Source organism: Paraburkholderia unamae (genome assembly GCF_003268775.1).
Classification (GTDB): Bacteria; Pseudomonadota; Gammaproteobacteria; order Burkholderiales; family Burkholderiaceae; genus Paraburkholderia; species Paraburkholderia unamae.
In genome coordinates this window covers 19,273-41,258 of sequence record NZ_QLSU01000008.1, presented here as the reverse complement: position 1 = coordinate 41,258, position 21,986 = coordinate 19,273, and the positions used below count along the sequence as shown (strand labels likewise).

At 67.1% G+C, this 21,986-nt stretch carries 19 protein-coding genes; 8 read left to right on the top strand and 11 right to left on the bottom strand.

The window, feature by feature from the left end; all coding sequences use genetic code 11:
* Positions 1-8: 8 nt before the first annotated feature.
* On the bottom strand, positions 9-269 hold the full coding sequence (locus C7401_RS14895; protein WP_112172160.1) for a hypothetical protein: 261 nt from the start codon (positions 267-269) through the stop codon (positions 9-11).
* 114 nt (positions 270-383) lie between these two features.
* Here C7401_RS14895 and C7401_RS14890 point away from each other — a divergent pair, with 114 nt between their 5' ends.
* Both C7401_RS14890 and C7401_RS14885 read left to right on the top strand, forming a co-directional pair.
* Positions 384-1,001, top strand: a complete 618-nt coding sequence (locus tag C7401_RS14890; protein WP_112172159.1) for an HAD-IA family hydrolase — start codon at positions 384-386, stop codon at positions 999-1,001.
* A 223-nt stretch (positions 1,002-1,224) separates the two neighbouring features.
* A complete protein-coding gene (locus tag C7401_RS14885) occupies positions 1,225-1,911 on the top strand; it encodes a DUF4410 domain-containing protein (RefSeq protein WP_112172397.1) in 687 nt (228 codons plus the stop codon).
* 22 nt (positions 1,912-1,933) lie between these two features.
* Here C7401_RS14885 and C7401_RS14880 read toward each other — a convergent pair whose 3' ends face one another.
* From C7401_RS14880 to C7401_RS14860, 5 genes are all read right to left on the bottom strand, one after another.
* A complete protein-coding gene (locus tag C7401_RS14880) occupies positions 1,934-2,638 on the bottom strand; it encodes a glutathione S-transferase N-terminal domain-containing protein (protein WP_112172158.1) in 705 nt (234 codons plus the stop codon).
* 130 nt (positions 2,639-2,768) lie between these two features.
* Positions 2,769-3,080, bottom strand: a complete 312-nt coding sequence (locus tag C7401_RS14875) for a cupin domain-containing protein (protein WP_112172157.1) — start codon at positions 3,078-3,080, stop codon at positions 2,769-2,771.
* A 37-nt stretch (positions 3,081-3,117) separates the two neighbouring features.
* On the bottom strand, positions 3,118-3,888 hold the full coding sequence (locus tag C7401_RS14870; protein WP_112172156.1) for a bestrophin-like domain: 771 nt from the start codon (positions 3,886-3,888) through the stop codon (positions 3,118-3,120).
* A gap of 148 nt (positions 3,889-4,036) precedes the next feature.
* Positions 4,037-4,759: a dienelactone hydrolase family protein gene (locus tag C7401_RS14865; RefSeq protein ID WP_112172155.1), complete on the bottom strand. Its 723-nt coding sequence runs from the start codon at positions 4,757-4,759 to the stop codon at positions 4,037-4,039.
* Positions 4,760-4,912: 153 nt separating this feature from the next.
* Positions 4,913-5,332: a secondary thiamine-phosphate synthase enzyme YjbQ gene (locus tag C7401_RS14860; RefSeq protein WP_112172154.1), complete on the bottom strand. Its 420-nt coding sequence runs from the start codon at positions 5,330-5,332 to the stop codon at positions 4,913-4,915.
* Positions 5,333-5,521: 189 nt separating this feature from the next.
* Here C7401_RS14860 and nfsB point away from each other — a divergent pair, with 189 nt between their 5' ends.
* Together nfsB and C7401_RS14850 are read left to right on the top strand one after the other, a co-directional pair.
* Complete coding sequence (gene nfsB / locus C7401_RS14855) at positions 5,522-6,172, top strand: oxygen-insensitive NAD(P)H nitroreductase (RefSeq protein WP_112172153.1); 651 nt, start codon at positions 5,522-5,524, stop codon at positions 6,170-6,172.
* Positions 6,173-6,193: 21 nt separating this feature from the next.
* The gene (locus tag C7401_RS14850; RefSeq protein ID WP_112172152.1) at positions 6,194-6,640 is read left to right on the top strand and encodes a PACE efflux transporter; all 447 of its coding nucleotides are present in this window, start codon (positions 6,194-6,196) and stop codon (positions 6,638-6,640) included.
* Between the two features lie 57 nt (positions 6,641-6,697).
* On the opposite strand, the gene C7401_RS14845 is transcribed toward C7401_RS14850, so the two are convergent.
* From C7401_RS14845 to C7401_RS14830, 4 genes are read right to left on the bottom strand one after another with little or no spacing between them, the layout of a single operon-like run.
* Entirely contained in the window at positions 6,698-8,341 is a 1,644-nt protein-coding gene (locus C7401_RS14845; protein ID WP_258397071.1) for an efflux transporter outer membrane subunit, read from the bottom strand.
* Entirely contained in the window at positions 8,338-11,652 is a 3,315-nt protein-coding gene (locus C7401_RS14840) for an efflux RND transporter permease subunit (protein WP_112172151.1), read from the bottom strand. Before C7401_RS14840 ends, C7401_RS14845 begins: the two co-directional genes overlap by 4 nt.
* On the bottom strand, positions 11,649-14,792 hold the full coding sequence (locus C7401_RS14835) for an efflux RND transporter permease subunit (protein WP_112172150.1): 3,144 nt from the start codon (positions 14,790-14,792) through the stop codon (positions 11,649-11,651). Before C7401_RS14835 ends, C7401_RS14840 begins: the two co-directional genes overlap by 4 nt.
* A gap of 18 nt (positions 14,793-14,810) precedes the next feature.
* Positions 14,811-16,085, bottom strand: a complete 1,275-nt coding sequence (locus C7401_RS14830; protein WP_112172395.1) for an efflux RND transporter periplasmic adaptor subunit — start codon at positions 16,083-16,085, stop codon at positions 14,811-14,813.
* A gap of 572 nt (positions 16,086-16,657) precedes the next feature.
* Between C7401_RS14830 and C7401_RS14825 the strand changes: the two genes are divergently transcribed.
* Together C7401_RS14825 and C7401_RS14820 are read left to right on the top strand one after the other, a co-directional pair.
* Entirely contained in the window at positions 16,658-17,437 is a 780-nt protein-coding gene (locus C7401_RS14825; RefSeq protein WP_112172149.1) for an ABC transporter substrate-binding protein, read from the top strand.
* 176 nt (positions 17,438-17,613) lie between these two features.
* Positions 17,614-17,817: a hypothetical protein gene (locus C7401_RS14820; RefSeq protein ID WP_112172148.1), complete on the top strand. Its 204-nt coding sequence runs from the start codon at positions 17,614-17,616 to the stop codon at positions 17,815-17,817.
* 13 nt (positions 17,818-17,830) lie between these two features.
* Here the strand turns inward: C7401_RS14820 and C7401_RS14815 are convergent, their stop codons facing one another.
* Positions 17,831-18,637 (bottom strand): AraC family transcriptional regulator, encoded by an 807-nt coding sequence (locus tag C7401_RS14815; protein ID WP_112172147.1) that lies wholly within the window; start codon positions 18,635-18,637, stop codon positions 17,831-17,833.
* A 237-nt stretch (positions 18,638-18,874) separates the two neighbouring features.
* Here C7401_RS14815 and C7401_RS14810 point away from each other — a divergent pair, with 237 nt between their 5' ends.
* On the top strand, positions 18,875-20,125 hold the full coding sequence (locus C7401_RS14810; RefSeq protein WP_112172146.1) for an AAA family ATPase: 1,251 nt from the start codon (positions 18,875-18,877) through the stop codon (positions 20,123-20,125).
* A 14-nt stretch (positions 20,126-20,139) separates the two neighbouring features.
* Positions 20,140-21,924: a cobaltochelatase CobT-related protein gene (locus tag C7401_RS14805; protein WP_112172145.1), complete on the top strand. Its 1,785-nt coding sequence runs from the start codon at positions 20,140-20,142 to the stop codon at positions 21,922-21,924.
* Positions 21,925-21,986: the final 62 nt, after the last annotated feature.

Sequence of the window (21,986 nt, the reverse complement as noted above, 5' to 3'; positions counted from 1 at the left end):
CGTGGGTCTCACTCGCCGTCGGCGCCCTCCAGCGCCTTGCGCTCGCGGCGCTCCTCGTTGCCGCGCCGCGCGCGCATGCGCTGGCGCGAAAGGACGGTGATGATCTGGCCAGTGGTGGCGTCGGCGGGAATCTCGTTGCGGATGGTGTTCGCCACCATCGGCAAGCCCTTGCGCTGGCGGTGCAGCGCTTGCGCGATGGACCGGCGGCACGCGGGGCCGTGGCAATCCCATTCGTCGCGCAGCTTTCCGCAGTAACGGCAGGTGTCCATGTGGCCCAGTTTACCCGGATTCGCCGGACGGTTTCGGGGCGCGATCAATGCGCGCCAATAGCGGAGGCGACGGCGGTATGATCGGCTGCGGACTTGGGATGGCGGGAGCGGCGAATGGCGGCGATCGGCGTAGTGCTGTTCGACATGGAGGGCGTGCTTTCGCGCTATGACCGCGACGCGCGCGTCGCAAGCCTCGCCGCCGCCACGGGCGCGGCGCCCGATGCCGTGCGTCACGCCATCTGGGACTCCGGGCTGGAAGCGCGCGCCGACGCGGGCGAACTCACGCCTGAAGCGTACCTGCAAGCGCTAGGCGCCATGCTCGGCTGCGAAGTGGCGCGCGATGTGTGGCTCGCGTCGCGGCGCGCCTCGATCGCGCCCAACGATGCGGCGCTCGCCCTCGCGGCGCGCGTGGCGCGGCGTTGCCGCATCGCCGTGTTGACCAACAACTGCGCGCTCGTTACCGATCATCTCGACTATCTGAATCCGCCCGTTGCCCGGCTGTTCGGCGCGCAAATCTATTCGTCGGCGGCGTTCGGCGCCATCAAGCCCGCGGCGCAGACCTACCTGGGTTGCGTTGCGCGGCTCGGCGCGCAGCCGGCGCAAACGCTGTTCATCGATGACAGCGAAGCCAACGTGACGGGTGCGCTCGCCGCGGGTTTGCAGGCGCGCCACTTTGTCGACGCCGGTGCGCTCGCGCATGATCTTGGGCGCCTTGGGTTGCTCGACGCGTGAGTGGGCCACGATCGTCGGCGCGTTCACAGCGCGAGACTATGATTATTGTGGTCGGGAGCGCGCGGAGAATGCGGCAAGCTGTCGATCTCGCGGCGGGTATTTGTGTTATGGATTCCCAGGCGAAATGCCACGTGCGATGTCATGCGGCGATCCGGCAGTGGCGGTCCGCATCCAGCACGAAGCACCGCTCATGAACGCAATCACGAACATACGGGAGCTTGCGATGAAAACGCGATGGAGTGGGAATCTGCTCGCGGCCCTGTGGCTGTGCGTGTTCGCGCCGCTCGCTGGCGCACAGGTGTTGAGCGCGCCGGCGGCGCCCGGTCCGGTGCCCGGCGCGCCGGTCGTCTACGTGACGGATTTCGAGCTCGATGCCGCCAACGTCAAGCAGGACTCGAATCCCGTGGAGAATGCGCGTCACTTTGCCGGCGGCCTGCTGCCACGGCCGCTGTCGCGCCACCAGAATCCCCAGCAGCAGGCGCAGCAGATCGTCGAGAAACTGGCCAACGCGCTCGTCAACGACTTGCGCGCGAAGGGCCTCGACGCGCGCCGCCTCGCCAGCGGCGCGCCGCCGCCCGCGCAGGGCTGGCTCGTGCGCGGCGTGTTCCTGAGCGTGGACGAAGGCAACAGCATGCGGCGCGCGGTGGTGGGGCTCGGTGCGGGCGCGAGCCAGATCGAACTGGCCGTTGCCGTCGACGATCTCGCGGCCGCGCCGCCACAGCCGCTCTATCAGGTGATCGACAGCGAGTCGAGCCACGCCGGGCCGGGTGCCGGCGCGGCGATTGCGCTCAATCCCTATGTGGCGGCGGCGAAATTCGTGCTCGCGCGCGCCGACGATCGCAAGAACGTGGACCGCGCGGCGGCCGAAGTGGCCGACGCCGTCGCGGCGCGCGTGAAGGCGCAGCCGTGACGCGCCGCGCGTGGTGCGGTGCTCAGTCGCGCGCCGGAATATTGAGGCCGCGCTGGACCGCCGGGCGCGCGAGAAACGCATCGAGCACGCGCTCGACGTTCTTGAAGTCCGCATAGCCCACGAGATCGCCGGCCTCGTAGAAGCCGACCAGGTTGCGCACCCAGCCGAAGGTCGCGATGTCGGCGATGGTGTACTCGTCGCCCATGATCCACTGGCGGCCTTCGAGACGCTGGTCGAGCACGGCGAGCAGACGCCGCGATTCGGCGACGTAGCGATCGCGCGGGCGCTTGTCCTCGTAGTCCTTGCCGGCGAACTTGTGGAAGAAGCCCACCTGGCCGAACATCGGGCCGATGCCGCCCATCTGGAACATGACCCACTGGATCGTCTCGTAGCGCGCCGCGCCTTCACGCGCGAGGAACTTGCCGGTCTTGTCGGCGAGATAGATCAGGATCGCGCCCGACTCGAAGAGCGCGAGCGGCTGGCCGCCGGGGCCATGCGGATCGAGGATCGCGGGAATCTTGTTGTTGGGGTTCAGCGAGAGGAAGGCGGGCGACGTCTGGTCGTTCGCGTCGAAGCGCACCAGATGCGGCTCATAGGCGAGGCCGCTTTCCTCCAGCATGATCGATACCTTGACGCCATTGGGCGTGGGCAGCGAGTAGAGCTGAATGCGCTCGGGATGTTGCGCGGGCCACTTCTGGGTGATGGGAAACGCGGAAAGATCGCTCATGCGAGGTCCTTGAATGTCTGCAACGCCGGGCTGAGGGCGGCGCGAACGGCGGGAACGAAGTCAGGCCGCCAAGTTTAGTGGAAATGGCGCATGCCGTGTTTTGGGCGCAGGGCGCAGGGCGCCGCGCCGCTTACACGCTGCCTTCGCGTTCGACCACGAGAATGCGCGCCGCGCCGCGCGGGTGGGCGACATGCTCGCAGCCCACGCCCGCGAAAAACACGTCGCCGGCTTCGAGCACCGCTACGTGCTCCGCGCCGCCTTCGCGGTAATGCATGTCGACCACGCCGTCGAGCACGGCGAACACTTCCTCGCCGTCGTTCACGTGCCACTTGTACGGCTGGTCGGTCCAGTGCAGGCGCACCGTCGTGCCGTTCATGTTGGCGATGTCGAGCGCGCCCCACGGGCGTGCGGCGGTGAAGGTTTTCGAGCGGATGATTTTCATGGTTTGAGGGGCCTTCCCGCAGACGCGCAGCGTCGATTCACGGGGTGGCGGCCAACGATTGCGCAAGGCTGATCATGTTGAGCGGCGCGACGCGAATGAAGCCGCCGCGCGGGCTGTCGATATCGGATATGAGCGTGAGCGACAGCGTCACCGTGACGGGCAGCACGAGCAGCAGCACGCGCCGGCCGCTTTTGCTGGGTGCGCCATAGCCCTGCATCATGTTGCTGAAGAACGCGATGACGATCATCAGCCCCCACGCCGAGACCGGAATGCGGTTGAGCCACGCGGCCTGCGTATAGCCCTGGGTGTTGATGACATCGTTCATGCCCGCCACCACGAGCGCCGTGACCGGATTGGGCTGCGCCTTCGCGGCTTCGCGCACCTCGGCCCAAAGCTGCGCTTGCAGCTCGCCGGTCGCGCGGTTGATCTGTGCAAGCTCGTTCGCGTCGCGCGTCTGGTAATTCCGGATGCGCGCTTCCAGGTAGCGCACCAGCAGCGCCTTGGTGCGCGCCGTGCCTTCGCCGCCAATGAGGTCGGCGCGCAGATACTCTGTGCCGATCGCGTTGGCCTCCTCTTCCTCGTAGTTCTTGCGCTGGTCGTAGCGGCTCACCGCCATCGAGAGCGTGAAGCCGATCAGCAGCGCGAGCAGCGTGAGCGTCGCGCCCTGCACAATCTTGTAGTTCTCGCGCCCCTCCTCGGCCAGCGGGAAGCCTTTGTGCAGCACGTTCGAGCCGAGCGCGGCACCAAGCGGCAACAGCACGAGCAACGTGACGAGGAGTACCGCGGGATGATGAAGGAGCGACGTCATGATTCTCCACGATCTGGAAGGCATGGACGAAGGCGCTGCAATGCAAATCGGCGTCGCCCCGCGCAAGACGGGGCGACGCCGATTCTACGACAGTTTCGGGCCAGAGCGCGCCGCGATGCCGCCGCTGCGGGGGGCGGGGCGTGGCGCTTTAGCGCGCCGCGCGTTGCGGCCACAACGTGCGGCCCCAGAAGGTCAGCGTGCGGTCCCACGCAAGCTGCGCCCAGACCGGGTCGTACTGCGTGATGGCGATGCGGGTCGGGCCCACGGCGGTTTCGTTTGCGAACGCGTGGTGAGCGAGATAGCGATGGAATTCGACGTCGACGTTGGCTCCCTTGAGCTTCGTTTCGAGCGTCGCCACGGTTTCGATGCTGAAGGCCTGGTCCTGGGTCGCGAAATGGCCGAGGATCGGCGCGGTGATCTTGCTCGCGTCGATGTATTCGAGCGGCGGGAAGCCGTACCACACCACGGCGCCCGAAAGGCCCGGGATCATGGTCGAGGCGAGCAGGGTGAGCGCGCCGCCCATGCAGTAGCCGGTCACGCCCACGCGGTCGGTGAGCGTCTTGAGGTAGTTGACCGCGCCGTACACGTCCTGGGAGGCCGCGTCGGCGAAGTCGAGGCCCGTCATCAGATGGTGCGCCTCTTCCTGCTCGACCGTGGTCTTGCCGCGATAGAGGTCGGGCACGAGCGCCAGATAACCCGACTGCGCGAGCCGGTCGGCCACACCGCGAATCTGGTCATTCAAGCCCCACCATTCCTGGATCACGACGATGGCGGGCGCGCCTTCGGTCTTCTCCGGCCTGGCGAGATAACCCTGGAGCGTCTGGCCGTCAGGGCGGGTAAAGGAAATCATGGATCCGGCGGACTGTGTCATTTGGGGCAACCCTCGGTGGTTCGGTTGAGCGAAAGCCGTAGCATAGCGCTTGCGCCACGCCTTTGCGCAGATGCGCCGGGCGCACGGTCACAGCGTGGGCGCTCGCCGCTTATTTGCCGCTTACTTGCCGCTTGTTCGTCGCCCGTTCGTCGCTCATTCGCCAATCAGATGCAGCACGACGTCGCGCGTGTGGGCCTCGCTGCGATGCTCGAACAGATAGACGCCCTGCCACGTGCCCAGCACGGGATGGCCGTGCTCGACCGGAATCGAGAGCTGCGTGTGCGTGAGCGCCGTGCGCAGATGCGCGGGCATGTCGTCGGGGCCTTCGGTGTCGTGCTCGTAGCGCCGCGGGTCTTCGGGCGCGATGGTCTCGAAGTAGCGTTCGAGATCGCGCCGCACCGAGGGATCGGCGTTCTCCTGGATCAGCAGCGACGCCGAGGTGTGGCGGCAAAAGAGCGTGAGCAGGCCCGTGGCGATGCGCTGCTCGCGCACGAACGCGCGCACCTGGGCGCTGATTTCCACGAGCCCGCGCGTGCGCGTGCTCACATGCAGATGATGAAGGGCCTGGCGCATGATCGGTTCTCCTGGCGTGCCGGGGCGGCGGATCTGCCCCGAGCATAGCGCACGCGCGCGACGCCCGGGGTGCGCCGCACGCGCCGTGCCGCATGCTGGTACGATGTCGGGCTTGCCGATTACGGCTGCAAACGCCGGTGAAAACCGCGATGCACGACGTCGGCCGACCGTACAGGATGGAGAAACGATTTGAACCTCACCCGCTTCGCGAAAGCCCGCCATGCCACCAAGGCGTTCGACCCCGCCCGCAAGATTCCCGCGCCCGTCATTGACGAGCTCAAGGAGCTGATCCGCTTCAGCGCCTCCTCGGTGAACTCGCAGCCGTGGCACTTCGTGCTGGCGCACAGCGACGCGGCCCGCGCGCGCATTGCGAAGGGCATGGAAGGTTTCGCATACAACGAACCGAAGGTGAGCCGCGCCTCGCACGTCGTGGTGCTGTGCGTGCGCACGGACATGGACGAAGCGCATCTGGCCCAGGTGCTCGCCCAGGAAGAGGCGGACGGCCGTTTCGCCAATGCGGAAGCGAAGGCGGGTCAGGAAAAGACGCGCTCGTTCTACGTGAACCTGCACCGCGAGCGCAGCGACCTGCCGGCGTGGATGGAGAAGCAGGCGTATCTCGCGCTCGGCACGCTGCTCATCGGCGCTGCCACGCTCGAAATCGACGCCTGCCCGATGGAGGGCTTCAACGCCCAGGCGCTCGACGAGGAACTGGGCCTGCGCGAGCAGGGCCTCACCGCGCTCGTGGTGATCGGCCTCGGCTACCACAGCGCGGACGACTTCAACGCGAAGCTGCCGAAGTCGCGCCTGCCTGCGGCAACGGTGTTCACCGACCTGGGCTGATTTTCGCGAGGGCGCGAGTCCATGCAGGGCATCAAACGCCGGATCGTCTACGTCACGCTGTTCGAGGGCCTCGCGCTTTTCATCACGAGCACGAGTTTCGCCTCGCTCTCGGGCAGCGGCATGGATCGCGCGGGCGCGGCCGCCGTGTTCTCGTCGCTGATCGCGGTGGGCTGGAACTTCGTCTACAACATGCTGTTCGAGCGCTGGGAGGCCCGCCAGGCCAAACGCGGGCGCAGCGTGGCGCGCCGCATCGCGCATGCGGTCGGCTTCGAGGCCGGCCTCATGGTGTTCCTCGTGCCGATGATCGCGCTCACCTTGCGCGTGTCCTTGCTCGAATCGTTCCTGATGGACATCGGCCTTTCGATGTTCTTTCTCGTCTACGCGTATGTCTACAACCTGATCTTCGATTCCGTGTTCGGCTTGCCGGCCTCGGCCATGCCCGTTACGGAAACCAAGCCGCGCGCGTAGCGCGGCTTCTCTCTACGCGGCACGGTGCAGCCGCGCCGGCGCGATCGGTGCAACTGATCAGGGACTGACGGCGGCGTTGTGCGGCTGATTGGCCTCGACGCTTGCCGAATGATTCGCGCTCGTGCCGCTAGCGGCAGCGTCCGAAGCGCTCGCGGCCGCGCGCGCCGGATGTTGCGCGTCGTGCAGTTCGCCGGACCAGCCGCCACCCAGATCGCCGATCAGCGAAGCCGTATCCAGCAGGCGCTGCTGTTGCACGTTGAGCGCGCTCTGCTGATTGGTCAACTGCGTGGCGAGGGCCGTTGCGACCGTTGTGTAGTCCACGGTGCCCGCTTCGTACTCGTTCTGCGCGATCTGTGCGCCGCGTGTGGCGTCGCGCACGGCGGAGTCGAGCACTTCGGCCTGCTGCGCGAGAATGCGCAGCCCCGAGAGATCGTTTTCCACGCCCTGGAATGCGGTGAGCACGGTGCCGCGATAGTTCGCCACCGCCGCGTCGTAGCTCGCGCGCGCGGCCGCCACCTGGCCGCTGCGCTGGCCGCCGTCGAAGAGCGTCTGCGTCGCGCTCGCGCCGAGCGACCATACATAGTTGCTCATATGCAGCAGGCCCGATAGCGGCGACTGCGTGAAGCCGTCGAGCGCCGTGAGCGAGATCGCGGGATAGTACGCGGCCACCGCCACGCCGATCGCCGCATTGGCCGATGCCATCTGGCGCTCGGCGGTCGCGATGTCGGGGCGGCGTTGCAGCAGCGTGGAGGGCACGCCCGTGGGGATCGCGGGCAGGGTGGGCAGTTTCGCGCTGTGCGCGATCGTGACGTCTTCGGGATTGCGACCCACGAGCACCGCAATGGCGTGCTCGTACTGCGCGCGCGCCACACCCAGTGCGATGAGGTTGGCCCGCGCGGTTTCGAGTTGCGTGCGCGCGGAAATGAGGTCGGAGGGCGCCACGGTGCCCGCGCTGTCCTGGTCGGCCACCACGCGCAGGAAGTCCGTGTACGCCTGCACGGTATGCGTGAGCAGGTCGATGTCGGCGTCGGTCACGCGCAGGTCGATCACGGCGTTGGCGAGCGCGATCTGTTCGGACAACGTAGCATTGGCGAGCGTGGCCTCGCTTGCCTGCGCCGTGGCCGACTGCTCCTCGATCTGGCGGCGCACCTGGCCCCAGAGGTCGATGTCCCAGCTCGCGTTGGCCTCCAGCGTGCCGCCGTTGACGATGCGCGCGCCGCTCGGCGTGGACGTGATGCTGCTCACGCTGCTGAGCGTGCCCGTTGAGGAACGCTCGCGCGCGGCGGAGCCGGTGATGCCGATGGTCGGGAAGAGGCTCGCGCGCGCCACGCGCACTTCGGCCAGCGCCTCCTGGTAATTCGCATAGCTTTGCCGCACGCTCTGGTTCGACACGGCCACGAGCGGCTCCAGTTCGTCGAGCAGCGGGTCCTGGAAGGCGGCCCACCATTCGCCTTTGGGGCCTTGCGCGGCTTCGGGCTCGGCCTGGGTCCAGCCGGGCAGTTCCTTCCACGTGGTGGGCACCGCCACCTGCGGGCGATGGTAGTCCGGCCCGACCATGCAGCCCGCGAGCAGCAGCGTGGCGGCAAGCGGGGCGACAAGCGGGGCAGCAAGCGGTGCGAGCGTCGACGCACGCGAAGCAGGGGGCACAAACGTTCGCGTGACGGCACGCGTGAGCGATCGGGTTAGGCGGGTCTTCATCATGATGCGCTCTCATCGGCCTGGCGATTCCACGGCAGGCGAGCGGTCCAGCGCGACACGCGCGCGCGCAGGCGGTCGAGGAACAGATAAATCACGGGTGTGGTGTACAGCGTAAAGACCTGGCTCAGGATCAGGCCGCCCATCACGGTCACGCCGAGCGGCTGGCGCAACGACGCGCCCTGGCCGATGCCGATGGCGAGCGGCACCGCGCCGAGCACGGCCGCGAAGGTGGTCATCATGATCGGGCGCAGCCGCACCACGGCGGCTTCGTGAATCGCGCTGCGCGCGTCCATGTTGTCGTGGCGCTGCAACTGGATCGCCACGTCGACCATCATGATGCCGTTCTTCTTCACGATACCGATCAGCAGGATGATGCCGATCATCGCGATCACGGAGAACGGCGTGCCGAAGATCAGCATGGCGAGCGTCGCGCCGATGCCGGCGGAGGGCAGCGTCGAGAGGATCGTAAGCGGGTGGATGGTGTTTTCGTAGAGCACGCCCAGCACGATGTACACCACGCCCAGCGCCGCGAGAATGAGCAGCGGCACGACGCCCATGGACTGCGCGTAGGCCTGCGCCGCGCCCGCGAACTCGCCGTGAATGGACGCCGGCATGCCGATGTCGCGCTCGGCCTGTTCGATGATCTTGCCGGCCTCCGAAAGCGAGCCGCCCTTGGGCAGGTTGAACGAGATCGTGCCCGCCACTTCCGTGCCCTGGTGATTGACCTGGGTGGCCGTATGGCGGGTTTTCCAGTTCATGAGCGCCATGAGCGGCACCATTGTTTCGGCGGCCGTGCTGTCCGCGCTGCCGCTGGAGCTGCCGCCCTTGCTGTTCGCGATCGAGTTGTTCTGCTGGTTGGCCACGGCGTTGGCGTTGCGGGCGTTGGTGCTGCTCGACGCGTTGCCGGCGGTGGTCACGGCCGTGAAGGGCGTGACGCCCGAGATGACGCTTGACGGCATTTGCGTTTGCGCAGCGCCGCTCGCATTGCCCGCGGCCGTGCTCAGCCAGATGTCCTGGAACGACTGCGGAAACTGCCAGTACTGCGGGGCCACTTCCATCACGACGAAATACTGGTTGATCGCGTTGTAGATGGTCGAAACAGTGCGCTGGCCGAAGGCGTCGTAGAGCACGCTGTCGATCTGGTTCGGGTCGAACCCATAGCGCTTGGCCGTGGCGCGCTCCACCGTCATGTAGGCCTCCAGACCATTTTGCTGGAGGTCCGAATTCACGTCCGTCATCTGGTCGTGGTGCTTGTTCAGCTCGTCCACGAGGCGCGGCACCCAGGTGAAGAGGGCGTCGGCGTCGTCGCTCGTGAGCGTGTACTGGTATTCCGCCGCCGACTGCCGCCCGCCGATTTGCAGGTCCTGCTGCGCCTGCATGAACAGGCGCGCGCCCGAAACGGCATTGAGCTTGGGACGCAGGCGGTTCACGACCTCGGTGGCCGAAAGGCGCCGCTCGGCAAGCGGCTTCAGTTCGACGAACACCGTGGCCGAATTGAGCGCGCGTCCGCCCGTGAAGCCCGCCACCGACTCCACGGCGGGGTCGGCCTTCACGATGGCCTGCAACTGCGCGAGCTTCTTTTCCATCGCCGTAAACGAAATGCTCTGGTCCGCGATGATCTGCCCGATCAGGATGCCCGTGTCCTGCTCGGGGAAGAAGGTGCCCGAAAGCAGCCGCGCGAGAAACACATTGCCCACGAGCAGCGCGAACAGGATGAAGATCGTGAGGCGCGCGTGGTTGAGCGCGACGTCGAGCGTGCGCGAATAGAACTGCTTGAAGCGCTCGAACTGCGCGTCGATCCACACGGCCGCGCGCGACGGCTGGCGATGCAGCACCTCGCGCTTGAGCACGTAGGCGCACATGGTGGGCGTGACCGTGAGCGAGATCACGAGCGAGATGAGGATCGCGATGGAGAGCGTCATCGCGAACTCGTGAAAGAGCAGGCCCACGATGCCGGGCATCAGCAGAATGGGCAGGAACACGGCGATGAGCGAAAGGCTCATGGACAGCACCGTGAAGCCCACTTCGCCCGCGCCTTTGAGCGCCGCCTCCTTCGGCTCCATGCCCGCCTCGATATGGCGCACGATGTTTTCCAGCACCACCACGGCGTCGTCCACCACGAAGCCGGTGCCGATGGTGAGCGCCATGAGCGAGAGGTTGTCGATGCTGTAGCCGAGCAGGTACATGGGACCGAACGTGCCCACGATGGAAAGCGGCAGCGCCACGGCCGGAATGAGCGTGGCGCGCGGCGAGAGCAGGAAGATGAACACCACGCCGATCACGAGCAGCACGGCGATGAAGAGGGTGCGCTCGGTATCGGCCACGGAGGCGCGCACGGACTCGGAGCGGTCGATCGCCACGTTCACCTTGATCGTGGCGGGCAGCGCGGCTTCGATGGAGGGCAGGCGCGCGCGGATCTGCTGCACGGTCTTGACGACGTTGCTGCCCGGCATCGGGTAGACGATCACTAGCACGGCCGACTTGCCGTTGTAGAGGCCCGCGTTGCGGATGTTTTCGTTGGAGTCGATGACCGAGGCCACATCGCGCAGGAACACGGGCGCGCCTTCGCGATAGGCGATCACCACGTCGCGAAACGGCGCGGCCTTGCTGATCTGGTCGTTCGAGAGCACCTGGTAGCGCTGCTCGCCCTGGTCGATATGGCCTTTCGCGCTGTTCGCGTTGGCCGCGCCAATGGCCGCGCGCACGTCTTCGAGACCGATGCCGTAGCTGTTGAGCTTGCCCGGCTCCAGTTCCACGCGCACCGAAGGCAGCGCGCCGCCGCCCAGCGTGATCTGGCCCACGCCGTCCACCTGCGAGAGTTGCTGCATGATGACCGAATCGGCGGAATCGTAAAGCTGCGCCTTGGTGAGCGTGTCCGAGGTGAGCGCGAGCACCATGATCGGCGCGCTCGCAGGGTTGTACTGGCGGTAGGTCGGGTTGCTGCGCAGGGTGGTGGGCAGGTCGGCACGCGCGGCCTGAATGGCCGCTTCCACGTCGCGCGCCGCGCCGTTGATGTCGCGGTTCAGGCCGAACACGACCACGATAAGCGAAGAACCCGTATTGCTGATCGACGTGAGCTGGCTCACATCGGCGATGGTGCCAAGACGGCGCTCCAGCGGCTCGGCCACGGTGGACGCCATGATGTCCGGGCTCGCGCCCGCCATGTTGGCCTGCACCACGATTACCGGATAGGCGATGTTGGGCAGCGGCGCCACCGGCAGCCGGAAAAAGGCCAGCATCCCAGAAATGAGGATCGCGATCGCGAGTAGCGAAGTCGCGACCGGCCGCCGGATGAAGAGCGCCGAGAGGTTCACGGCGAGCCCTCGGGCGCGGGTGGCGCGCTGCTGCCGCCGCTGTCCGTGTCGTCTTCAGGCTTGCGCTTGCGGCCGAAGCGTTCCGCGAGGCGGTCGAAGAACAGATAGATCACGGGCGTCGTGAAGAGCGTGAGCATCTGCGAGAGCGTGAGGCCGCCGATAATCGCAAGACCCAGCGGGCGGCGCAGTTCGGAACCCGTGCCGCTGCCGAGCAGCATGGGCAGCGCGCCGAGCATGGCCGCGAGCGTGGTCATGAGAATCGGCCGGAAACGCAGCAGCGACGCCTCGAAAATCGCCTCGCGCGCCGGCTTGCCGTGCACGCGTTCGGCTTCGAGCGCGAAGTCCACCATCATGATGGCGTTCTTCTTGACGATGCCGATCAGCAGCACGATGCCGATGATGCCGATCACGTCCAGGTCCTTGCCCGCGATCATCAGCGCGAGCAGCGCGCCAATGCCCGCCGAAGGCAGCGTGGAGAGAATCGTGACCGGGTGCACATAGCTCTCGTAGAGCACGCCCAGCACGATATACACGGCCACCAGCGCCGCGATCAGCAAATACACCTCGCTCGAGAGCGAGTCCTCGAACGCCTGCGCCGCGCCCTGGAACGACGAGGTGATCGAGGGCGGCAGGTTCACGGCCGCCTCCGCCTTGCGCACGTCGCGCACGGCGGCGGAAAGCGAGGCGCCATCGGCGAGATTGAACGAGATCGTGACGGACGGGAACTGCGCGAGGTGGCTGATCATGAGCGGCGAGCGCGTGATGCTGATCTTCGCAATGCCCTTGAGCGGCACCTGGCCTTCGCTGCTTGTCTGGCTCGGCAGATAGAGGTCGCCGATCGACTCGACCGTGGGCAGCGACTCGGGCTTGGCCACGAGAATTACGCGGTACTGGTCCGACTGCTGGAAGATGGTCGAAACGATGCGCTGGCCGAGCGCGTCGTACAGCGCGTTGTCGATGGTCGCCGCCGTGATGCCGTAGCGCGCCGCGAGCTGGCGGTTCACTTCGACGTTCACGGACAGGCCGTCCGTGTTGAGGTCGCTCGTGACGTCGCGGATCGACGCAATCTGCTTCATGCGCGCGATCAGCGCGGGCACGTATTGCTGGAACGCTTCCTGGCTCGGCCCGCGCAGCACGAAGTTGTACTGGTTGCGCGAAACCGTGGTGTCGAGCGTGAGGTCCTGCTCGGGCTGCACGTAAAGCCGGATGCCCGCCACCTTTGCCACCGACTGCTGGATGCGCCTGCCGATCTCGTCGGCGGTTTCGGAGCGGTCGTCGTGCGGCTTCAGGTTGATGAGGAAGCGCCCGTTGTTGAGCGTGTTGTTGATGCCGTCGATGCCCACGTACGAGGTGAGCGAAACCACATCGGGGTCCTTGAGAATTTCCTCGGCGAGCGCGGCCTGGCGCTGCACCATCGCGCTGTACGAGATGGAATTGTCGGCCACGCTGATGCCTTGCAGCACGCCCACGTCCTGCACGGGAAAGAGGCCCTTGGGGATCACGACGTAGAGCAGGCCGGTGAGCACCACGGTAATCACGGCCACGATGAGCGTGAGCGTCTGGTGGTCGAGCACCCAGCGCAGGCCGCGCTCGTAGGCATTGAGCGTCTTGTCGAAAAGCCCTTCGCTGAAGCGCTCGAAGCGGCTCGGGTGGCGCTCGGCCTGGGCGCGCAGGATGCGCGCGCACATCATCGGCACCACGGTGAGCGAGACCACGGCGGAGAGCACGATGGTCACGGCGAGCGTGACCGCGAACTCGCTGAAGAGGCGCCCGATCACGCCGCCCATGAAAAGCAGCGGAATCAGCACGGCGATGAGCGAAATGGTCAGCGAAAGAATCGTGAAACCGATTTGCCCCGCGCCTTTGAGCGCCGCCTGCAAAGGTTTGTCGCCTTCCTCCAGGTAGCGCACGATGTTTTCGATCATCACGATCGAGTCGTCCACCACGAAACCCGTGGCGATGATGAGCGCCATGAGCGAGAGGTTGTCGATCGAGTAGCCCAGCTCGTACATGACCGCGAGCGTGCCAATGAGCGAAACCGGCACCGAAATGCTCGGAATGATGGTGGCGGGCAGGTTGCGCAGGAACACGAAGATCACGGCCACCACGAGCGCCACGGCGAGCACGAGTTCGAACGCCGCGTCGCTCACCGAAGCCTTGATCACGCCCACGCTGTTCGACACCACTGTGACCTGCATGCCGGCGGGCAGCGTCGATTCGAGCTGCGGCAGTTGCCGCATGATCTGGTTGACGGTGGCGATCACGTTCGCGCCCGGCTGGCGCTGCACGTTCAGCACGATCGCGGGCGCCTTGTTGTACCAGGCGCCGCGCTCCACGTCCTGCGCCGCCGTGGAAACGCGCGCCACGTCGCGCATGAACACGGGCGAGCCGTTTTGATAGGCGATGACTGTGTCTTCGTAGTCCCTGGGGTCCGAGATCTGGTCGTTGGAATTGATCGTGTAGTTGAGCTCGGGGCCGTCGAAGTTGCCCTTCGGGTTGCTCACGTTGACGTTGGCGAGCAGCGTGCGCAAGTCGTCGAGATTCAGGCCGTAGGCGGCGAGCTTGTGCGGGTCGGCCTCCACGCGCACGGCGGGCACGTTGCCGCCCGCCGTGGTGACGAGACCCACGCCCGGCACTTCGGAAATCTTGGTGGCGAGACGGTTGTTGGCCGCGTCCTGCAACTGCGTGAGCGACATCGACTTCGAAGTGACCGCGAGCGTGAGAATGGGCTGGTCGGCCGGGTTGACCTTGGCGTAGGTCGGCGGCGCGGGCAGGCCGCTCGGCAGGAAGCTGTTGGCCGCGTTGATGGCCTGCTGCACGTTCTGCTCGGCGACGTCGAGGCTCAGCGAAAGATCGAATTGCAGCGTGATGACCGAGGCGCCCTCGGAGCTGTACGAGATCATCTGCTGCAAGCCCGGTATTTCTCCAAGCTGCACTTCGAGCGGCGCGGTGACGGTGGTCGCCATCACGTTCGGGCTCGCGCCCGGATAGAAGGTCTGCACCTGGATGGTGGGGTAATCCACCGCGGGCAGCGAGGAGACCGGCAGGAACTTCATCGCCACGAGGCCGACCAGCACCATCGCGATCATCAACAGCGAAGTCGCGACCGGCCGCAGGATGAAAAGACGCGAAATATTCATCGGCGCGTGGTCCGCGGCTTAACCGGCTTGCGATGCGGCGGCGCGCTTGCCGCCCGCGCCGCTGGCCGCGCCCGCCTGAGCGGCGGGGCGCGCGGCGGCGGGCTGGATCTTCGCGCCGTCGTTCAGGCGGTCGAGCCCGTCGGTCACGACGCGCTGGCCCGCCTGCAAGCCCGAGACGATCACCGTGTGCCGGCCGTCGCTCGGCCCGAGCGTGACCTTGTGGACCGACACGGTGTTGTCGGCGTTCACGAGGTACACATAGTCGCCGGGCGCGCCGGTTTGCACGGCGGGCGTGGGCACGAGCACGGCGCTCTGCATGGTGTCGACGAGCAGCTTCACGTTGACGAACTCATTGGGAAAGAGCGCTTCGTCGTCGTTGGGCACGCTCGCGCGCAGCGTGACCGTGCCGGTGGCGGTGGCCATCTGGTTGCTGAGCGCGAACAGCGTGCCGGTGGCGAGCTGGCGCGTGTTGTCGCTGCTGAAGACGGTGATCGGCAGCTTCGCGCCCGCATTCACGCGTTCCAGCACGCTGCCGAGCGAGGTTTGCGGGATGGCGAACTGCACGGTGGTGGGCTTCATCGTCGTGATGACGGCAATGCCCGTGGAACTCGACGAGGTCACGTAATTGCCCGGGTCGACGAGCCGCAGGCCCACGCGGCCCGAGACCGGCGCGGTGATGCGGCAATAGATGAGGTCGAGCTCGAACAGCCTGACGTTGGCCATGTCGGCCTTCACGGCGGCTTCGTACTGCTGGACGAGGAAACGCTGGTCGGTGTAGGTCTGCTCGGCGATCGACCGCTTCTCGTTCAACTGCGTATAGCGCGCGAGGTCGGCGCGGGCCTGGGCGAGAAGGGCCTGGTCCTTCGCGAGTTGCGCGAGCGCCTGTTCCTTGCTGATCTCGTACTGGCGCGGGTCGATCTGCGCGAGGAACTGCCCCTTCACGACATCCTGGCCTTCCTTGTAGCCCACTTCGGTCAGGTAGCCGCTGATTTGCGGCAGCACCGTGACCGTGGCGACGGGCGTGACCGTGCCGAGCGCGTTGAGCGTGACGGGCATGGGGCCGAGCGCGGCGGCAGCCACGGTGACGACCTGCGGCGTGGCGCCGTGCTCGGTTTTCTTGTTGCGCACGATATGCAGGATCACGAGCGCGATCAGCACGATCACGACGACAGCCAGAATCAGCGGGCCGCGGCTGCGGCGCTTCGGCGCCGGGGGGGGCGGCACGGGAGGCGGGGGCGGCGGTGGAGGAGCGGGTGGCTGGGGCGCGGGTTGCGCCTGCGGGACGTCGCTCATGCCTGCCTCCGGGAGGTCAAACCGTCGCGCGTTGCGGCGCGGTTCACGCGTGAAGAAAGAAACGAAGCCGGCGCTCGCGGCGTGATTGCCGCCTCGCGATGCCACCGGGGACTGTCGGGTTGCTGCATACGCATTCTCATGATTGTTATGCCGCCTTGCCATGCCGTCGAAGCCCAACTTTGCCGCGCAGCAAAGGCCAGGACTGTCAGTCTAACCAACTCGTGCGCCAATTTCGAAACGTTAGTTATTTGTAAGGTTTTGGCGCGTTACAGCCGCCGCGTCTCGTGATTGGCGGTTACAAGTCGAAAGCAAAAAGAAAGGGACGTGACCGGTGCGGTCTGGGCAGGCTATCGCGTTCCGGCGGGGCCGCGCCCTGGCATTTCTCCCGAGTTTTGAACACTCGACGCACGGATTCTGGACTGCTACCTTGCGCGGCGCAGGTGCTTGCGCGACGTCGATCACGTTCGCGATGCACGCTGCGTCCGGACCGTCCATGGCATCACTGATGTGTGACTGAGCCGGCACGGTTCGGGCCGGAACACGACCTATACCCAGAACCCAGGGGGATCCCCATGAAAAAGCTGTTTGCAGCCGTATCCGTCGCCTTGTTCGCCGCCACGGCTTCTGCCGGGGCGTTTGCGGCAGACACCATTCGCTTCGGCGTCGATGCGAGCTACCCGCCGTTCGAATCCAAGGCGGCCGACGGCAAGCTGGTTGGCTTCGACATCGACCTCGGCAACGAGATTTGCCGTCGTCTGGATGCGAAGTGCGTGTGGATCGAGAACGATTTCGACGGCATGATTCCGGCGCTCAAGGCGCGCAAGTTCGATGGCGTGCTCTCCTCGATGTCGATGACGCCGGTGCGCGAGAAGGAGATCGCGTTCTCCTCCAAGCTCTTCAATACGCCGACGCGCCTCGTCGCCAAGACGGGCTCCGGCATCCAGCCGAGCGCCGCATCGCTCAAAGGCAAGCGCGTGGGCGTGGAGCAGGGCACGATCCAGGAAGCCTATGCGAAGGCCCATTGGGCGAACGCCGGCGTGGAAGTCGTGCCGTACCAGAACCAGGACCAGGTGTATCAGGATCTGCTGGCCGGCCGTGTGGACGCCGCGCTGCAAGACGCGGTGCAGGCCGAAGTCGGCTTCCTGAAGACGCCGCGCGGCAAGGATTACAGCTTCGCGGGCGGCGACCTCGACGACCCGGTGACGCTCGGCAACGGCGCGGGCATCGGCCTGCGCAAGGAAGACACCGCGCTCAAGACGAAGATCGACGGCGCGATCGCCAGCATCATCAAGGACGGCACGTACAAGAAGATCGAGAAGAAGTATTTCGACTTCGACGTTTATGGCAAGTGACGCGCGCGCGGCGATACGCGCAACGTAGTTTGAAGTGGTTAATGAGTTGTTAATACGCGGCGCGGGGGCGAACGCCACGCCCCCGCGCCGTGCAATGCATCGAAGAAATGCTTGTTTGCGTGCGCGCGACGCACTGTCTAGATTGGAGGTGTTCAACGCTCGTCAAGGAGCACGCAATGCCCAAGCTTTCGATGCCGGCCTGGTTCACGCGGCGCGTGCAAGCGCGCCACGACCGCACGCATTCGCCGTCCGGCGCGCAAGTGGCCTCCCGGGAGCCCGAACACCTCGAACGGATCGCGAGCTACGCACGGGCCGGTTACTTCAATATGGCCTACACGCCCGACATGTATCCGCTCATCGGCGACCTGCCGCCGCATTGAGCGAGCCAGCGCGCTATGACGCCGCTGGCGCTTCCCGCGTGAATCCGAGCGTTCCCGCCGGGCGGAACTCGCTGGGCGGCATGCCCAGTTCGCGGCGGAACATGTCGCTGAAGCTGCTCGGCAGGTAGCCGAGCATGCGTGCCACGGCGCTCACCGGCTGGCCTTCCGCGAGGCGCGACACCGCCACGGCCAGTTGCACCTGACGCCGCCATTCTGCAAACCCCATGCCCAGCTCGCGAGTGAAAAGCCGCGCGAGCGTGCGCACGCTCGCGCCCACCGCTGCCGCGTGGTGCTCGAAGCTCATCTCGGCCGAAGGGTTGTCGATCACCGCGCGGCACAGCGTGGCGAGGCGGCGGTCCGACGCGTCGGGCAGCGGAATGCGCAACGTGGAGCGCGGCGCATGCGCAAGCTCGATCGTGGCGAGGCGCCAGGCGGCGGCGAGCCAGGCGTCGTCGTCTTCGCGCGTGCGCTCGGCGAGGCTCGTGATGAGCTCGCGCAACAGGCCATTGATCTCGAACACCTCGCAACTGGCGCTCAGGTGCCGGCTGTCACGCTCGTGCAGATAGAGGTTGCGCATCTCCACGTCGCTGAGCATATGAATGGCGTGCTGCGCGCCGGGCGGCAGCCACACGGCGCGCTGCGGCGGCACGACGAGCGCTTCGCGCTCCACCTCCACCCACATCACGCCGGACACGGCGTAAAGCACCTGCGCCCATGTGTGCGAGTGCGCGTCGATACGCAGCCCGCGCGGGTAGTGACGCGCGAGCGAGCGGGCGCGCCCGGGCTCGTCGTCGAGTTCGGGCGGGGTGGCGAGCGGCATGGCGGGGAGTCTCCGTGCGAGGGGCGAGGCGTTGCCGGGGCGCTGGCGGTCAATCCGGCGCGCGGCGAACGTCACGCTAGCACGCCTGGGTGCGCGCCGGAAGCTCGGCGCGGTTTCGCCTCGCTGCGCTTGCGGGACACGAGCGGTTCGCATCCGCCCCGTTTTTGCGCGCTGCGGCACGCGCGCGTAAGATGAGGCGATTGACCGCGCCGAGGGCCCACGCCCGTTTTCCCGCCGATGAACGCATCCGAACCCGCCGTGCAAGACGAAGCCCCCCTCGGTCTCTACACGCGCGGCATCGGCCCGGCGCGCGAATGGTGGCGCGTCACGCCTTCCGCACGTGCGCATATGTACCGCATCGAGCATGGTCAGGGCGAGCGCGACGAAGTGGATATCGACACCGAGATCGATCTCGACAATCTCGAAGCCAAGCTTTTGAAGTGGCGGCGCGAAGGCTTTGCTTCCGAAGCGCAGCACGCCGACGAAGTGCGCGCCGCGCAGGCGGGCAGCGTGTTTTCGGAGGCACTGCGGCAGGCCGTGGCGGCGGTGCGGGAGGCGAAAGCCGCCGAAGTCGCCGAAGCGGCCGAAGCCGCGAGGGGCGCTCACGCAGACGCGCAGCCCGCCGTGCGCATAGGCGGCGTGGACATGCCCCGCGCTCGCGCAAACGCGCTCGTGCCGCGCGTGAACGAGGCGTATCTCTTCACGGCGCGCGGCGACGATATTGTCCAGGACATTGTCGAGAATCGCCGCGTGATGCTGATCGGCCACACGGGCTCGGGCAAGACGAGTTTCATCGAACAGGTGGCCGCGCGCACGAACCACGGCGTGCTGCGCGCGAACATGAACGGCCAGACGACGCCAGGCGACTTCGTCGGTTTCTGGACCGTGAAGGGCGGTGAAACGATCTGGGTGGACGGCGTGCTGCCCGTGGCGATGCGCGAGGGCTACTGGCTCGTCATCGACGAGCTCGACTTTGCCGAGCCCTCCATTCTCGCGGTGCTCACGGCCGTGCTGGAGCCGAACGGACGTTTGCTGCTCAAGGAGCGCGGCAACGAGATCGTCGAGCCGCATGCGTCGTTTCGCCTCTTCGCCACCGCGAACGCGGCGGGTGCGATGAGCGCATATCGCCACTTGTATCAGGGCGCGAATCTGCTCAACGAGGCGTTTCTCGATCGTTGGCGCGTCTATCTCTTCGACTATCTCCCGATTGAAGAGGAAACCGAAGTATTGCTGCGCACGCTGCCGCAACTCACGCGGCCGCTCGCGCAAACGCTCGCCGCCATCGCCGCCGACTGCCGCGCCGCGTTCGCGCGCGAGGACCTGGCGAGCGCGTTTTCCACGCGGCGGCTCATCGACTGGGCCGAACTGATGCTGCGCACGGGCGATGTCGAGCGTGCGGCGGGCCCGGCGATCTACGCGAAGGTGAGTGCGGACGACGCGGCGCTGATTCGCAGCATCATCCGCCACCACGTGATCTTCGACGCCTGAGCGCCGAGGCCGCCGTGTCCAGTCCGCATCCTCACGCCGAAGGCTTCGCCGCGAGCGGCGATCCCGAAGGCGCGCTCGGCCGCGTCGCGCGCGTGCTCACCGGCGACCCGCGCGTGAGCGTGGCGTTCGGCGCCGGTGAGCCGCACGTGGAAGGCGAGCGCTTCGTGGTGCCGGCGCGCCTGGTTGACGACCCCGCGAGCGAGGCTGCGCTATTCGGTGCGCTCGACCTGCTGGCGGCGCGCTATCGCTACAGCGAGGCCGCGCGCCTCGACACGCCGCAAGCGGGCGTGACGGGGCGTATCGCGCAGGCTGTCGAGGATCGCCGCGTGCTCGCGCAACTGGCGCTTGCTTATCCGGGTGCGCGCCACTATGTCGAGCGCTGGCGCGCGCAGCGCACGGCGGATATCGCGTGGCGCTGGAACGCGCTGGCCTGGCGCGAGCGGCTCGTCTGGGCGATCGAGCGCGCGCTGTGGTCCGAAGCGGATGACCCGCCAGGGGCGCGCGAGCGTGACGCGACGGCGCTTGCCGCCGCGCTGCGCGCGATCGACGGCCCGCTCGCGGCGTCGCGCGCGAGCCGGTCCACGCGCGCGAGCGTGCGCGCGGCTGAAGCGATCGTGGCGGGCGTGCGCTCGCTTGCCTCGCGCGGCGCGAACAACATGATGCAGACGGCCGGACCGGCCGAAGGCCTGGAAGACGAAGCGGCGCGGCTCGCACAAGCTTTGGACGAATTCGGCGCGCAAGACGAGATCGAGCCGCCGGGCGGTGGTGCATCGGCGGAGCACGCCGATCGCGAGAATGGCACGGTCTCTCAGGCCGCGGCCGAGGCCGAATCCGCTGCCGGCGCAGCGCTTTCCGAAGCCGATGCGCCGCACGCTGCCGTCGCGTCGCACGGCGACGCCCACGCGCGAGCGCGCCTGTCGATCCCGCTCACCACGGCCTTCGATACCGTCACCGACCTCACCGGCCGGGGCGACGCCGCCGCCTGGCGCAAGCTGCGCGCGCTTGCCCGCGCGGAGACGGGCGCACTCAAGACCCACCTCGAACGCGTGCTCAAGGCCGACGAACTCACACACTGGAAGCGCGAGCAGGAGCGCGGCGAGATCGACCGCGCGGCGCTTGCGCGCCTTGCGGCCTCGCGCGGCTATCGCACACCGTTTCGCGTGGCGCGCCAGGCGAGCGGGCGCGACACGGTCGTCACGCTGCTGCTCGACTTGAGCGGCTCGATGGCGGGGCGCAAGATCGAACTCGCTCGGCTATGCGCGGCGGCGCTTTGCGACGCGCTCACGCAGTTGGCGTTCGACGCGGAGGTGCTCGGCTACAGCTCGGTCGAATCGGCCGAAATGCGCGAGCGCTCTGAGCGCGCGCGCGCGGCGGGCGCGGACCTGCGGCGCTATAACCGTTTTGTGGAGCGGCTCGATCTGCGCGTTTTCAAGCGCTTCGGCGCGCGCGACCTGAGCGGTCTCGCGGCCATCGAATGCGGTTTTGAGAACCCCGATGGCGAAGCGCTCGCCTGGGCCGCCGCGCGGCTCGCGCAGCGCAAGGCGCGGCGGCGGCTCCTTTTCGTGCTTTCCGACGGCTACCCCTCGACGAGCGACGGCGACGCGGCCGTGCTGCGCACCGACCTGCTCGCGCGCGTGCAGGCGGTGAAAGCGCAGGGTATCGAACTCGTGGGCATCGGCATCCTCGACGACGCCGTCGAAGCCTTCTATCCGAACGCCGTGGTCGTGCGCAAGCTGCACGAGCTGCCCACGGTCGCATTCGCCACCTTGAGCCGTCTGCTCGTGGGACGGCCGTATTGAACGCGGCGCTGTCCTTGCCGGAGGCGGCGCGGTGCGCTACCTTGAGTGAAGCAGGCGCTGCA

Excerpts from the sequence above, each read along its gene's own strand:
- C7401_RS14895 (WP_112172160.1), bottom strand. The coding sequence starts at position 269 with ATGGACACCTGCCGTTACTGCGGAAAGCTGCGCGACGAATGGGATTGC.
- C7401_RS14890 (WP_112172159.1), top strand. The coding sequence starts at position 384 with ATGGCGGCGATCGGCGTAGTGCTGTTCGACATGGAGGGCGTGCTTTCG.
- C7401_RS14885 (WP_112172397.1), top strand. The coding sequence starts at position 1,225 with ATGAAAACGCGATGGAGTGGGAATCTGCTCGCGGCCCTGTGGCTGTGC.
- C7401_RS14880 (WP_112172158.1), bottom strand. The coding sequence starts at position 2,638 with ATGAGCGATCTTTCCGCGTTTCCCATCACCCAGAAGTGGCCCGCGCAA.
- C7401_RS14875 (WP_112172157.1), bottom strand. The coding sequence starts at position 3,080 with ATGAAAATCATCCGCTCGAAAACCTTCACCGCCGCACGCCCGTGGGGC.
- C7401_RS14870 (WP_112172156.1), bottom strand. The coding sequence starts at position 3,888 with ATGACGTCGCTCCTTCATCATCCCGCGGTACTCCTCGTCACGTTGCTC.
- C7401_RS14865 (WP_112172155.1), bottom strand. The coding sequence starts at position 4,759 with ATGACACAGTCCGCCGGATCCATGATTTCCTTTACCCGCCCTGACGGC.
- C7401_RS14860 (WP_112172154.1), bottom strand. The coding sequence starts at position 5,332 with ATGCGCCAGGCCCTTCATCATCTGCATGTGAGCACGCGCACGCGCGGG.
- C7401_RS14850 (WP_112172152.1), top strand. The coding sequence starts at position 6,194 with ATGCAGGGCATCAAACGCCGGATCGTCTACGTCACGCTGTTCGAGGGC.
- C7401_RS14845 (WP_258397071.1), bottom strand. The coding sequence starts at position 8,341 with ATGATGAAGACCCGCCTAACCCGATCGCTCACGCGTGCCGTCACGCGA.
- C7401_RS14835 (WP_112172150.1), bottom strand. The coding sequence starts at position 14,792 with ATGAATATTTCGCGTCTTTTCATCCTGCGGCCGGTCGCGACTTCGCTG.
- C7401_RS14830 (WP_112172395.1), bottom strand. The coding sequence starts at position 16,085 with ATGAGCGACGTCCCGCAGGCGCAACCCGCGCCCCAGCCACCCGCTCCT.
- C7401_RS14825 (WP_112172149.1), top strand. The coding sequence starts at position 16,658 with ATGAAAAAGCTGTTTGCAGCCGTATCCGTCGCCTTGTTCGCCGCCACG.
- C7401_RS14820 (WP_112172148.1), top strand. The coding sequence starts at position 17,614 with ATGCCCAAGCTTTCGATGCCGGCCTGGTTCACGCGGCGCGTGCAAGCG.
- C7401_RS14815 (WP_112172147.1), bottom strand. The coding sequence starts at position 18,637 with ATGCCGCTCGCCACCCCGCCCGAACTCGACGACGAGCCCGGGCGCGCC.
- C7401_RS14810 (WP_112172146.1), top strand. The coding sequence starts at position 18,875 with ATGAACGCATCCGAACCCGCCGTGCAAGACGAAGCCCCCCTCGGTCTC.